General features: G+C 60.8%; 11 protein-coding genes. 4 read left to right on the top strand and 7 right to left on the bottom strand.

Translation table 11 applies throughout. The features are described from left to right. The first annotated feature begins 35 nt into the window (after positions 1–35). From ABIB44_RS04905 to ABIB44_RS04890, 4 genes are all read left to right on the top strand, one after another. The gene (locus ABIB44_RS04905; protein ID WP_354583499.1) at positions 36–1,412 is read left to right on the top strand and encodes an aspartate kinase; all 1,377 of its coding nucleotides are present in this window, start codon (positions 36–38) and stop codon (positions 1,410–1,412) included. Between the two features lie 174 nt (positions 1,413–1,586). Beyond that, positions 1,587–2,225 (top strand): phosphatase PAP2 family protein, encoded by a 639-nt coding sequence (locus ABIB44_RS04900; protein ID WP_354583498.1) that lies wholly within the window; start codon positions 1,587–1,589, stop codon positions 2,223–2,225. 81 nt (positions 2,226–2,306) lie between these two features. Next, a complete protein-coding gene (locus tag ABIB44_RS04895; protein WP_354583497.1) occupies positions 2,307–3,194 on the top strand; it encodes a glycerophosphodiester phosphodiesterase in 888 nt (295 codons plus the stop codon). A gap of 156 nt (positions 3,195–3,350) precedes the next feature. Continuing rightward, positions 3,351–5,288 (top strand): CocE/NonD family hydrolase, encoded by a 1,938-nt coding sequence (locus tag ABIB44_RS04890; RefSeq protein WP_354583496.1) that lies wholly within the window; start codon positions 3,351–3,353, stop codon positions 5,286–5,288. 195 nt (positions 5,289–5,483) lie between these two features. On the opposite strand, the gene ABIB44_RS04885 is transcribed toward ABIB44_RS04890, so the two are convergent. From ABIB44_RS04885 to ABIB44_RS04855, 7 genes are all read right to left on the bottom strand, one after another. Next, positions 5,484–6,368 carry a DUF2911 domain-containing protein gene (locus ABIB44_RS04885; protein ID WP_354583495.1) on the bottom strand — a complete coding sequence of 295 codons (885 nt, stop codon included), beginning with the start codon at positions 6,366–6,368 and terminating at the stop codon, positions 5,484–5,486. 93 nt (positions 6,369–6,461) lie between these two features. Further along, positions 6,462–7,088 carry a hypothetical protein gene (locus ABIB44_RS04880; protein WP_354583494.1) on the bottom strand — a complete coding sequence of 209 codons (627 nt, stop codon included), beginning with the start codon at positions 7,086–7,088 and terminating at the stop codon, positions 6,462–6,464. Positions 7,089–7,181: 93 nt separating this feature from the next. Continuing rightward, complete coding sequence (locus ABIB44_RS04875) at positions 7,182–9,026, bottom strand: ABC transporter ATP-binding protein (RefSeq protein WP_354583493.1); 1,845 nt, start codon at positions 9,024–9,026, stop codon at positions 7,182–7,184. A 219-nt stretch (positions 9,027–9,245) separates the two neighbouring features. Beyond that, complete coding sequence (locus ABIB44_RS04870) at positions 9,246–9,737, bottom strand: energy transducer TonB (protein ID WP_354583492.1); 492 nt, start codon at positions 9,735–9,737, stop codon at positions 9,246–9,248. 96 nt (positions 9,738–9,833) lie between these two features. Continuing rightward, on the bottom strand, positions 9,834–11,339 hold the full coding sequence (locus ABIB44_RS04865; RefSeq protein WP_354583491.1) for a sodium:solute symporter: 1,506 nt from the start codon (positions 11,337–11,339) through the stop codon (positions 9,834–9,836). 130 nt (positions 11,340–11,469) lie between these two features. Next, a complete protein-coding gene (locus ABIB44_RS04860) occupies positions 11,470–12,084 on the bottom strand; it encodes a carboxypeptidase-like regulatory domain-containing protein (protein ID WP_354583490.1) in 615 nt (204 codons plus the stop codon). Between the two features lie 193 nt (positions 12,085–12,277). Further along, a complete protein-coding gene (locus ABIB44_RS04855; protein ID WP_354583489.1) occupies positions 12,278–13,291 on the bottom strand; it encodes an MBL fold metallo-hydrolase in 1,014 nt (337 codons plus the stop codon). Positions 13,292–13,397 lie beyond the last annotated feature (106 nt).

The following is a 13,397-nucleotide window of genomic DNA, read 5'->3' as shown; positions in this document are numbered from 1 at the left end:
TTTAATTTTTAATTCTCAATTTTTAATTCATTTCAGTGCTCACAGTAGAAAAAATCGGCGGCACCTCGATGACCGCCTTCGCCGATGTCCTCGACAACATCATCCTGCACGGCCGCGAGGGCCAGCAGCTATACAACCGCATATTCGTGGTGTCGGCCTATGCCCACGTCACCAACTGGCTGCTGGAGAACAAGAAAACCGGCGAGCCCGGCGTCTACCACCACATCACCCAGCAGCAGGAGTTTCGGGCGGCGCTGCAGGACGTGGCCATCAAGCTCAAGGAATTGAATACGCAGTATGCCCCGCTGGGCCTCGATTTGGCCGTGGCCGATGCCTTCATCCAGCAGCGCATCGACCAGGCCCAGACCTACCTCGACAGCCTCGTGAACGTGCTGGCCTCGGGCTACGTCAACAGCGCCAACATTCTGCAGGCGGCCCGCGAAATCCTGGCCTCCATCGGGGAGGCCCACTCGGCCTTCAACGCCGTCAACATCCTGCAAAGCAGGGGGCTGAATGCTACGCTGGTCGACCTCAGCGGCTTCGACGATGCCCAGCCGCTGACCATCGACGAGCGCATCCGGCAGGCCTTTGTCGACATCGCGTTTGCCGATACCATCTGCGTGGCCACCGGCTACACCAAGGGCACCGAGGGCATCATGCGCGAGTTCGACCGGGGCTATTCCGAGGTCACCTTCAGCAAGATTGCCGTGGCCGTGCGGCCCCAGGAGGCCATTATTCACAAGGAATACCACCTGAGCTCGGCCGACCCCAACCTGGTGGGCGTCGACCAGGTGCGCCCCATCGGCTTCACCAACTACGATGTGGCCGACCAGCTCGCCGATGTGGGCATGGAGGCCATTCACCCCAAAGCCTCGAAGCCGCTGGAGATAAATGCCATCGACCTGCGCATCAAAAACACCTTCGAGCCCGACCACCCCGGCACGCTCATCACCCGCGACTACGTGTCGCCCACCAAGCGCATCGAAGTCATCACCGGCACCGATAAAGTCGTTATCATCGACATTCACGACCCGCTGATGGTGGGCGCGGCCGGCTTCGACCTGCACCTGATGCAGGTGTTTTTCGACCTCGGCGTCAGCTATATCTTCAAGGCCACCAGCGCCAACAGCATCACGCTGCTCATCTGGGAGCGGGACCTCAAGCCGCAGCTGCTGGCCGCCCTGGAGGCCAAGTACGAAAACGTGACCGTCGAGCCTGCCGCCCTGGTCTGCCTCATCGGCTCCAACCTCGACGAGCCCGGCCTGCTGGCCCGCGCCGCCGGCGCCCTGGCCGAGGCTGGCATCAACATCCGCAGCGCCGGCGTGGCCCTGCGCAAAGTCAACCTGCAGTTTATCGTGGGGCGCGAGGAGTACAAGCCCGCTATTATTGCCCTGAATAAGGCGCTGGGGTAAGGTTGAGTTAAAAGTTGAGAGTTAGGAATTAGGAGTTGAAAACAGCGAAGCTGTTTGGGGAGTCAAAAGCACGTTATGCTGATTGTTTTTGTCGACTTCCTAAACAGTTTCAGTTGCTCGTAACGGCTCTCCTTTAACTCTTGACTATCAAATCCTGCCGCTTAACCGTTTCCCATGCCGCTCCGCCAGTTCCTGCTTTTTACGGTCATTTCGCTGCTGGCCTGCGTGGTGCTCATCTTGCTGCTGGACCAGCCGCTGGCCGGCTTCATCCACGCGCATTCCGCGTGGTCGGCCCCGTTTTTCGCCCGCCTCACCGCCACCGCCGATTCCGCCCACGAGGCGCTGATGGCGCATGTTATCGGCCTGCCCATCATTTTCCTGCTGTTGGGGCTGGCCTTCGCCATTGGCCGCTACGTGCTTAAAAAGCGGGGGGGCACGCTCTTCCTTGTGCTGCTGCTCACCCACGAGTTCAGCATGGTGCTGGCCAACGTGCTGAAAGGGGCCGTGCATCGCCTGCGGCCCGAGGTGCAGTTCGGGACTGGCTATGCGGGCTCGGGCCTGTGGGCCGAGGGGCCGCACAACGACTCGTTTCCCTCGTACCACACGGCGGTTTATTTCAGCCTGTTCTGGCCGCTGGCGGTGGCGTTTCCGAAGTACCGATTGCCGCTGCTGGTGTTGCCCGGGCTCATTGCGCTGGGCCGGCTGGTACTGGGCGCGCACTACCTGAGCGACGTTTGGTTTTCGCTCTGGCTGGTAGTGGCCCTCACGTTCCTGTTCGGCCGGCTGGATAAGCCCAGGCCCGCCGCGGCGTAGAGTCGCGAATATGCGTCTCCACAACCTCCCGGCATCTTTGCCGTTCAGCCCCAACCGGCGCGTGCCGGCCCTCGCTTTCGCATGACCCCATACCGCTTACTCTCCACCACTGCCCTGGCGCTGTCCCTGATGCTGGCAGCCTGCACCGCCACCAAACCCGTTGCCAACCCCAAGCTGGTGGTGCTGGGCCATGCTGGCTCCGGTTTCTACACCGCTATTAGTCCCTTCAATTTCCGGCCGCCGAGCAGCTGGCGCGGCATCCGGCGCGCTCTGCTGCGCGGGGCCGACGGCGTGGAAATTGACCTGCAAATGAGCCGCGACAGCGTGATAATGCTCTATCATGACCAGAAGATGCAGGATGGTAGCACTGGCACCGGCTGCATCAGCGAGCGCACGGCGGCCGAAATTACCCAGGCGCGCTACCGGGGCGGCTTCCCCTACGACCTCATTCAGAAGGAGCACCCCATCAGCTTCGACACCCTGCTGGCCCGCCTCAACCGCCGCCCCACGTTTCCCTTCATCCACCTCGATTTGCACGAGGACGACCAATGCCTGCCCCCCGGCCACCAGCACGACCGCACCCCGCTGCTGGTCCGCCAGATTGCCGCCAGCCTGGCCCGCTACCATGTGCCACTGGCCAACGTGCTGCTCGTGACGGAGGAGGCCGCCACCGTGCGCCTGGCCCGGGCGGCCATGCCGGGCATCCGCGTTGGGCTGGAAATTGCGTCGGCTGAATTTGCTTTCGGCCTGCAGGTGGCAAAAACGGCCAAGGTGCATACCCTGGTGCTCGATGCCGACCGCGTGACGCCGGAGCAAACGGCGCAGGCCCACGCCGCCGGCTTCAAGGTGGTCGTATTTGGCGGCCGCTCGCCCAAAGACCTGCGCCGCGTGCTGGCCACCCAGCCCGATGAGATTGAGGTTGATAACGTGAAGCGACTGCTGCTCATGCAGGGCCGGGGCCAGGAGTAGGGTGGGGGAGAACGGCACGGATGGGAAAGGCGGTCATGCTTCGACCAGCTCCGCATGACCGTTTTGACGGTTTAAGCAGGTGGTTGGAGAAATGACAGTTCATTTGAGTGCGGCTTCTACCTTTACCGGCGTACTCCCACTCAAATTTCGCTCTGCATGAAATCAGCTCTTCTATTGGCCGTAGTATTTGGCGCGGCGGCCACTCCGGCCCTAGCCCAGCAGCCCGGTCCGGCCTATCCGGTGCCTTCCGAGGTCGAAAAGTCCCGCTACGCAACTGTTATGGCCGATACGGCCTATATTCAGCAGCACTACAAAAAGTCGGAACACCAGGTGGCCATGCGCGATGGCGTGAAGCTCTACACCATTGTGTACGCGCCGAATGACGCGGACAAGGTGCGCTACCCCATCATGCTCAACCGCACGCCCTACGCCATCGGGCCCTACAAGTCGGCCAGCATGAAGAAGGGGCTCGGGCCAAGCAGCGAGATGATGCACGAGGGATACGTCTTTGTGTATCAGGATGTGCGTGGGCGCTACATGAGCGAGGGCACCTTCGTGGATGTGCGCCCCGAAAAGGAAGTGCACAAGGGTAGAACCGACACCGACGAAGGCACCGACACTTTCGACACCATCGAGTGGCTGCTGAAAAACAAGCAGGCCCCCAAAAACAACGGCCGCGTAGGTCAGTGGGGCATTAGCTACCCCGGCTACTACACTGCCACCGGCCTGCTGGCCCGCCACCCGGCTCTGAAAGCCGCCTCGCCCCAGGCCCCCATCGCCGACTGGTTCTGGGACGATTTCCACCACAACGGTGCGTTTTTCCTGCCTCACGCTTTCAACTTCCTGGCCAGTTTCGGCCTGCCCCGGCCGCAGCCCACGCCCACCGGCAACCCCGGCTTCCAGCACGGCACCCCCGACGGCTACGACTTCTTTATGAAGATGGGCCCGCTGAAAAACGCCGATGCCCGCTACTACAAGGGCCAGGTCGCGTTCTGGAATGAGCTGATGCAGCACCCCAACTACGACGACTACTGGCAGGCCCGCGACCTGCGCCCCCACCTCAAAAACCTGCAGAAGGGCACGGCCGTGCTCACTGTGGGCGGCTTCAACGATGCCGAGGACCTGTTCGGCGCGCTCAACATCTACAAGAGCATCGAAAACCAAAACCCGGGCATGCGCAACGGCCTCGTGATGGGCCCCTGGGTGCACGGCGGCTGGGCCCGCGGCTCGGGCGAGCTGGTGGGCAATGTGGCCTACGGGGCCGCGCCGTCCATCTATTATCAGCAGAAGATTGAAGCTCCGTTCTTCAAATCCTACCTGAAGGACGGCCAGCCGGCCAACGTGGCCGAAGCCACCGTGTTCGAGAGCGGCACCAACGAGTGGCGCACCTTCGATGCCTGGCCGCCCCGGCAGGCGCAGGAAAAAACGCTCTACTTCCAGCCCAATGGCAAAATCGGCTTCGAGCAGCCCGCCGCCGGCTCCGAGTTCGACCAGTTCCTGAGCGACCCGGCCCACCCCGTGCCCTTCACCGAAGCCACCAACGTGGGCATGACCCGCGAGTACATGACCGACGACCAGCGCTTCGCCAGCCGCCGCCCCGACGTGCTCACCTACCAAACCGACGTGCTCACCGCGCCGCTCACCCTCGCCGGCCCCATTCAGGCGCTGCTGCAAGTGGCCACCACCGGCTCCGATGCCGACTGGGTCGTGAAAATCATCGACGTGTACCCTGACAACACTCCCGACAACCCGCGCCTCAACCCCAACGTGCACCTCGGCGGCTACCAGCAAATGGTGCGCTCCGAAGTGATGCGCGGCCGCTTCCGCAACAGCTTCTCGAAGCCCGAGCCCTTCACACCCGGTCAGGTCACGGCCGTGCCCTTCACCGTGCAGGACCTGATGCACACCTTCCGGCCCGGCCACCGGATGATGGTGCAAGTGCAAAGCACCTGGTTCCCGCTCGTGGACCGCAACCCGCAGAAATACGTCGACAACATCTACAACGCCGATGAGGCCGATTTCCAGGCCGCCACGCACCGGCTCTACCACTCGCCCGCTCACGCCTCGCAACTGGCCGTGAAGGTGCTGCCGTAACTGCCCAGACGCGGGTTACCTCACCCCCGGCCCCTCTCCCCAGGAGAGGGGAGCCACGGCGTTGCAAACGTTAATTCAAAGCCAAAGAAAAAGCCCCGATTCCATCAGGAATCGGGGCTTTTGCATCTGAAATCATCAGGCTCCCCTCTCCTGGGGAGAGGGGCCGGGGGTGAGGTGACCCGCGTTAGGGCCCGCTTACTTGCCCATCTTCTTGGCTTCAGCCATCAGCTCCTCATTCATCTTCACGTACTCACCGTTCGGCGGCGTAGCGGCCAGCGCAGCTTTCTTCGAAGCTTCTGCGGCTTTGGTAGCGCCGGCGTAATCCTTCATTTTCAGGCGGATTTTGGCTTCCGTGTTCAAGTTCCAGAACTTGGTGGGCTCGGCGGCGTTGGCTTTCTCCATCCAGGCCAGGGCCTGCTTGAGGTCTTTGTTGTTGTCGAGGTAGTACACGGCAGCAGCCGCCAGGTCGCCGGGGGCGGGGGTGGCTGCTTTGGTGATTTTCTCGTCAATCTGGGCCATTACCTTGGTGTCCACGTCGGCGGTTACCTTGAACTTGGCTCCAATGTTGGCCCACTCCATGGTCACGTTGGCCGTGGCCGGGGTAATATCGCTAAAGCCAATGGTGAAGGTCTCTACTTTGGCTGCTACACCATAAGGCTTCACGCTGAAGCGGGCCACGTCCTGGTCGTCCTTAAAACCGTCCACATCAGCGCCCAGCTTGGTGTTTTTGTTGAGCACCACCAGCCACTCCGTTTTGTTCGGGATGGTGTAGATGCCGTACTCGCCGGCGGCCACTTTCTTGCCCTCTACCAGCACATCATCCGAGAATTTGATGCTGGTGGTGGCATTAGCGCCCGTGCGCCAGCGCTTGCCAAACGGCACCACCGTGCCGAAGATGTTGCGCGACTTCACGCCCGGCCGCGAGTAGACGATGGTAATATCCGTGAGGCCCACGCGCTGCATCACGGTGCTTTTGGGGCTGGCTTGGGGTGTGGCAATCTGGGCGTGGGCGGCCGGGGCGGCCAGCAGGGTAGCCGCCGCTACTACGGCGACGGCGAATGGTGCGAAGTGCTTGCTCATCAGTAAGGAGAAAGTGAGAGGAGTTTGTTGTGGGGGTAAAAATACGAAACCCGCGCTTGAGGCGCGGGTTTTGAGGTTTAAATCCAGCAGTAGTTAACGCTTTGTCACATACTCAGGACTATCTTGAAGCTTTAAATTATACCGGTTGATTCCTTGCTTTTGTAATAAGCCAATCAAGTACATAACTTTTGATGCGCTGGTTTCAGCATGTATTAATAATGACACGTAACTGTTTTTGTGAACTAATGTCTGAATGACTTTTTTCGAAGTCATCAAACAGGCCACTAGCTGTTTTTCTTCAAGTGGGTAAAGCTTTCTGCTAAGCAAGGAAAACTGTTTGTCCGATTGTCTGTCCAGGACCGCGGGTAATACCCTGATGTCGACATCCAAATAGTCAATTTGACTCAGCTTGGAGCGTTGCAAGGCAGAAAAAGTAACGCCTTGAGTTGCGGCAACTTTCTGGATAGTTATCGACTGGAACATGGGACCACTAAGGGAAAACGAATAGCGTCCATCAGTATTAAGACCGATTGCGGCTTCGGCATTTTCGTGCAGACAGGATGAACCACTGCGGTATGGGAGTTCTTCAAGCGCCACATTGCCAATTCGCGGTTCTTTGAATTGTGTAGAAATTGCATAGAAGCAGACCATGAGAAATAAGACACCCGCAAACGGTGTCATGTCAGGCAGCGAAAGGCCTTTGGTCGGATGATTTCTCATTTTACTGCTTATAACGTGCTAAAATAATTACGGCCCTTGCTTCGTTAAATCTAACGAAGCAAGGACCGTAATCGTGTGTCTCTAAATCGAAACCTACGTCAACTCAAACTGCAGCCGCAGCAGGTTGGCGTACAGCCCGCCTTCGCGCTCGCTCAGCTCCTCGTGGGTGCCGGCTTCCACGATGCGGCCGCCGTCAATCACCAAAATTTTATCGACTTTGCGGATGGTGCTCAGGCGGTGGGCGATGATGAGGCTGGTGCGGTGCTCCATCAGCTCATCGAGCGCACCCTGCACCAGCTTTTCGCTTTCGCTGTCGAGGGAGGAGGTGGCTTCGTCCAGAATCAGGATGGCGGGGTTTTTCAGGATGGCGCGGGCAATGGCCACGCGCTGGCGCTGCCCGCCCGAGAGCTTAATGCCACGGTCGCCCACCACCGTGTCGAGCGCCTCGGGGAAGGCCTGGATGAACTGCCAGGCGTTGGCCCGCTGGGCCGATTCGATGATTTCGGCGTCGGAAGCGCCGGGCTTGCCGTAGGCAATGTTCTCGCGGATGGTGCCGCCGAAGAGCAGCGTTTCCTGCGGCACGATGCCGATGTGGCGGCGCAGGCCGGTGAGGTCGTAGTCCTGCACGTCGTGGCCGTCCACGATGATGCGGCCGCCGCTGAGCGGGTAAAACTGCATCAGCAGGCCGGCAATGGTGCTTTTGCCCGCGCCGCTAGGGCCCACGAGGGCAATTTTCTCGCCCGCCGCAATGTGGAAGTTAATATCCTTCAGCACCGCGATATCGGGCCGGGTGGGGTAGCGGAAGGCTACGTGCTCGTAGCGGATATCGCCCTGCAGGCGGGCCGGCACCAGCCCCACGGCCGGTTCGATGTGGGTGGGCTCGGGCGTCTCGTCCAGAATCTCGAGGATGCGTTCCGACGCGCCCAGGGTGCTCTGCACCTTGCCGTACATCTCGCCGAGGCCAGCGATGGACGCACCGATAAAGGCCGTGTAGAGCAGGAACGTGAGGAGCTGACTCACTTCGAGGTGGTCGGGGCCGGGCGAGTACACCAGGGTGGCGGCGCGCCACAAAATGAGGATAATGCCGCCGGTGAGGCCGATAATGATAAACGACACGAAGCCGCCCCGGAACAGGTTGCTGCGCAGCGCTGCCGCCACCACGCGGTTGAGTGAGGTCGTGTAGCGCTGGGTTTCGAACTGTTCGTTGGTAAAGGCTTTCACCGAATTGATGGCTTGCAGCGTTTCCTCCACGATGGTGTTGGTGGTGGCGAGCTCCTGCTGGGTAGTGCGGGCCAGGGTGCGGATTTTGCGCCCGAACAGCCCCGCCGCCAGCACAATGGGCGGGAACGTGAGTAGCATAAACAGCGAGAGCTTCACCGAGACGACCATGATGGCCGTGATGCCGATAACGAGCGTGAAAATCTGTCGGAACAGCTCGGCCAGCGTGAGCGAAAACGTGTCCTGAATCTGGCCCACGTCGGAAGTGATGCGCGAGGTGATGGCCCCCACGCGGTTCTGCTCGAAGAAGGGGATGGGCAGCTGCACGAATTTGGCGTAGAGCGCCTTGCGGATGTCGCGCACCGTAAACTCGCTCACCTGCGTGAAAAACCAGATGCGTCCGAACGAGAAAAAGCCCTGAAACACGATAATCACAAACAGCAGGATGGCAATGCGGTCGATGCCCAACTCAATACCGTTGGGCAAGACGACGGGCTTGTGGTTGGCCGCGTCGATGAGCTTGCCGGCCAGAAACGGAAAGGCCATAAACGTGCTGCTGCTGAGCAGCAGCATCATCAGGCCCACCGCGAACAAGCCCTTATAAGGCAGCACATAGCGGAAAATCCGCAAGCTGCGCTTAAGGGATTCCTTGTTTACTTTTGGTTTGGGCAGGTCGGCGGTTGCGTCGCTGCCGCTGCTGTTGAGTCCGCTACGGGCCATCGGGTCTTATCTAATTCTACTAATTATAACGCGGCAATTTCGGCCGCCGGGCATGAGGCGCGGGTGAAGCTGAACGTCATGCCGAGTACAGCCGAAGCGCCTCGCGTGCCGCTACTAATCAACGACGCTGTCACGATTGGTTTACCGCTGTGAGCGAGATGCTTCGATTGCGCGGACGCAAGTCAGGCCTGACGCTCTTTACCTCAACATGAATTGAAATTAATAACGCTTGCCGTGCGCCGGCTTCCGTTGCACTTGCTCCACGTGCATCACGCCGGCCTCGCCGAAGGGTACGGGCAGCTGCACCAGCACCGGCAGTGGGTGCCCCCGCCGCATGGCCGGCTGCCAGCCCGCGAGCAGGCTCACTACGCGCAGGGCCTCGGCGTCGCACTCGGGCGAGAGCGACCCGGCCACCACGGGGTTGCTGATGGTGCCATCCTCATTCACCGTGGCATTCACCAGCACTTTGCCGTAGGTGCCGGCGGCTTTGGCGGCAGCGGGGTAGTTGATATGTTCGAGGAAGAACAGGCCCATAGCCTGCTCGCCGCCGGGATACACCGGCGCGCGGTCGGGCCGGTTGGCGGCGGGGTTGCGCTGTACCTGCATGTGGCCGGGCTGCAGAACGATGGTCTGGCCGGTAGCCGGGGCGGGCTGTTGGGCGTGGGCGCTGAGGGCGGCCAGCAGCGCGAGGGAAACAAACAAAATTTTCATAAGCAACGGAAATGCAAAGACAGGGCCGGATGCGCGACCCGCAGCCCGCCCGTGGAGCAGCAGACGAACCAATCCCCGATATACCTCAACCCCGGACTAGGCCGTCAGGTTCGCGGGCTGCGGGACGGTATCGCCAGGGCGCGAAATCAGCAACAGGCCGATGTACACCAGCGCCCCATTCAACAGCAGAATCTCGAAGCCGAACTTGTAGCCATTCAGCCACTCCACGGAGTGCGACACGATGAGTAGCGTGAGGCTGACGGCGGCTACGCAGGTGGGCAGCACCAACTTATCGCGCAGTTGCCGCCCGGTAAGGATGCCAAAGGCAAACAAGCCCAGCAGTGGTCCGTAGGTGAAGCCGGCGGCCTTGTACACGGCATCAATCAAACTCTGCTCGTTGAGGACCCGGAAAATGAGGATGATGACGATGAGCACCACCGACCAGCCCAGGTGGGTGAGCTGGCGCAGACGCGTCTGCCGGGCTTCGGGGTACTGCTTGATGTTCAGAAAGTCGACGCAAAACGAAGTGGTGAGCGCGGTCAGGGCCGAGTCGGCCGAGGCGTACGTCACGGCGATGATGCCCAGAATGAAGATGATGCCCGCCGTGAGCGAGAACTGCGTGGTGGCCAGGAAGGGGAAAACCTTATCGGTATCGAGCGTGCCGTTGAGCTTGAGCAGCTGGGGCAATTCCGCCAGCTGCAGGCCGCGGGCGGCGGCATACTGGTACATGAGCACGCCCAGGGTGAGGAACAGAATGTTGACGCCCACGATGACGGGCGTGAACCAGAACAAGTTCTTCTGGGCCTCGCCGAGGCTGCGGCAGCTCAGGTTTTTCTGCATCAGGTCCTGGTCGAGGCCTGTCATCACGATGGTGATGAACATGCCCGAAGCGAACTGCTTCCAGAAGAATTTATCGTCCCGGAAATCAGAGAAATACATCTGCGACATCGGGCTGTCGCGCACCGAGCTGATGAGCTGCTTAAAGGAGTAGTTCAGCGCATCGGCCATGAAGTAGATGCTCAGGGCCACGCAGCTGAGCATGGCCAGGGTCTGGAAAGTATCGGTCCAGAGAATGGTTTTCAGCCCGCCCTTGAAGGTGTAGAGGTAGATGAACAGGATGCTGACGACCACCGTGACGGCAAAGGGCACGCCCATCGCATCGAATACGGCCAGCTGCAGCACGCCCGCCACCAGGTACAGCCGCAGGGCCGAGCCCAGCGAGCGCGAAATCAGAAAGAACAGCGCGCCCGTTTTGTAGCTCCAGTAGCCAAAGCGCTGCTCCAGATACGAGTAGATGCTCACCAGCTGCAGCCGGTAGTAGAGTGGCAGCAGCACGGTGCCAATCACGACGTAGCCCGCCACGAAGCCCAGCGCCACGGCCAGGTAGCTCCAGCTTTTGCCATACACGTTGCCCGGCACCGAGATGAAGGTGACGCCCGAGAGCGAGGTGCCAATCATGGCAAAGGCCACCATGTACCACGGCGCATTGCGGTTGGCCACAAAAAAGCTTTCGCTGGTCGCGCCCCGCGACGTAAGCATGGCAATGATGATGAGGACGACGAAGTAGCCCGCAACCAGGCTCAGAACTAAAGTTGGCGACATTTTTTAGCTGTTAGCTACTGGCTGTTAGCTGTCCGCTTTTTCGGCGACAGTGCAGCATGAAAGCGCAAAGCTAACAGGTTGCTGCTCCCGTATCGGTGGCTATTTTAGGAGGGCGTCCCGGCAATGGCTATTATTTCCGTCGGCCAAACCACCGTTTCAAGGTCCATTTGGCCCGCTCGGGCAGCGTGGGTTGGCCCACCGAAAACACGCTGAGGCTGCTGTTCGGGTTTATCTGCAGCAAGGCATCGTGATGCAGCGGGCCATCGTTTTGCAGCGGTAGCGGCCACTCGGCGGTCGTCAGGCCCATGCTCATAAACTGAATCCGGGCAGCTTTGGGCAGCGTTTTGTCATCTGGCAAGGCCAGCTCATAACGCCCCTCACTGTCCGTAGATACGCCTATCTGAGTGCCGGCCACCAATACCGTGGCACCGGGCACCGGCTTGGGTTTGCCTTTGTCAGAAAAATACATCACCGTGCCGCTAATTGTGCGGCCGCCCGGCGTCTGGGACGCCGCCGGAATAGCCGATAATGCCAGCGCCAGCGTAGTGGTCGCCGCAAGCTTGGCGCAGGTGCTGGGTGGAGGCATCTGGCCCCAGTGCTTCAGTTGGGCCGGCGTGTACATGCCACAGAGGGCGTTGCCGTGTTCGGCCTGGGTACGCGCAATGGCCGGCCAGGCCATGCCCGAAAAGTCGTAAATCTCTTTGTCGCATTGCCCGCAAAGGCGGCCGTTGGCCGTGGGATGCATGCCGAGCCAGTTTTGGCCGCACGGTTGGGGCTTAGGTATCATATTCATGTCTGGAAGGCCCCCCGCCCCACCAGGGGCCAGTGGCTGAAGTGAGCGTAAAGCTGAAGCTCGACCCCCAGCTGCCTTCGTTTCGTTCGGCCCTTTTTCGATGCTGGTAACGGCTGAATTACACACCGCCCCAAGCTAAAAAAAACTACTCCCAGTCCGGCCAGCGCAGGACCTCGCCCACAGCGGGGGCGTGCAGCTCGCCGCGCAGCATGCCGCCGGCTGCCACTTCCCTCATTTGCCGCAGAGGCTCCGAGGCCGGTTCATCGGCCAGGGCGAAGGTGCCGTAGTGCATGGGCACCACGTGGCCGGCGCGCAGTACGTTGGCGGCTTTGGCCGCTTCGTGGGGGTTGACGTGGCTTTTGGCCATCATGTAAGCCGGCTTGTAGGCTCCGATGGGCATCAGGGCAATATCAATTGGACCAAAGCGGGCCTCGATGGCCTCGAAATGCTCGGCGTAGGCCGTATCGCCGGCAAAATAGATGAGCCGGTCCTGCGCCCGAACCATAAAGCTGCCCCAGAGTATCTGGTTCATATCCGTCAGGCCCCGGCGGTGCCAGTGGGCAGCAGGCAGGTAGGTGATTTCGAGGGGCGAGTCCGGCCCCAGGTCGTACTGCTGCCACCAGCCGGCTTCTTGCACCGGTAGGTTGGGGGCCATGCCGCGCAACAGCGGTGCCATGCGCAACGACGACAGCACCCGCATCTGCGGATTCTGGGCGGCGAGCAGTTGAATGGACTGCTCGTCGCAATGGTCGCGGTGGCCGTGGGAGAGCAGCAGGTAGTCGATGCTGCGGATGGCTTCGGGCGGGCAGGGCAGGGGGTGGCGGTGCTTCAGCCCCAACGAGCTGAACAGCACTGGGTCGAAGAGCAGCGACACGCCGGCCACGCGCAGCAAAAAGCAGGAATGGCCCAGCCAAACCAGCATGTCCTCCGTTGAGGAAAAGGCGGCCGCGCAGTCCACTACTTCCGGAGCCCAGGTGTCGCGCTTCTTCTCTTCCTTCTGGGGGTTGGTGGCAAGCTGCCACTTCAGCAAGGTGCCGAAACTGGGCTCGAACAGCTCCTCGCCGTTGGCGAATTCTTTACCGAACAGCTTGTTGCCAGGGTAGCCGGGCCGCACGGTGGGCAAGTCGGGGTTGCGGAGGTAGGAAACGCGGGTGGCCATAAGGTGAGAATCTGAACAGCTTCGGGAGCCAAAGAAACGGGCTGGCGGCGCAAGTGTTTTGGTAGGAGCGGGGCTCGTCGCCGCCCGCCGCCCGCTCCGTTGCAAC

It is taken from the genome of Hymenobacter sp. UYCo722 (assembly GCF_040547115.1).
Classification (GTDB): Bacteria; Bacteroidota; Bacteroidia; order Cytophagales; family Hymenobacteraceae; genus Hymenobacter.
This window is presented reverse-complemented; position numbering and strand designations above follow the sequence as displayed.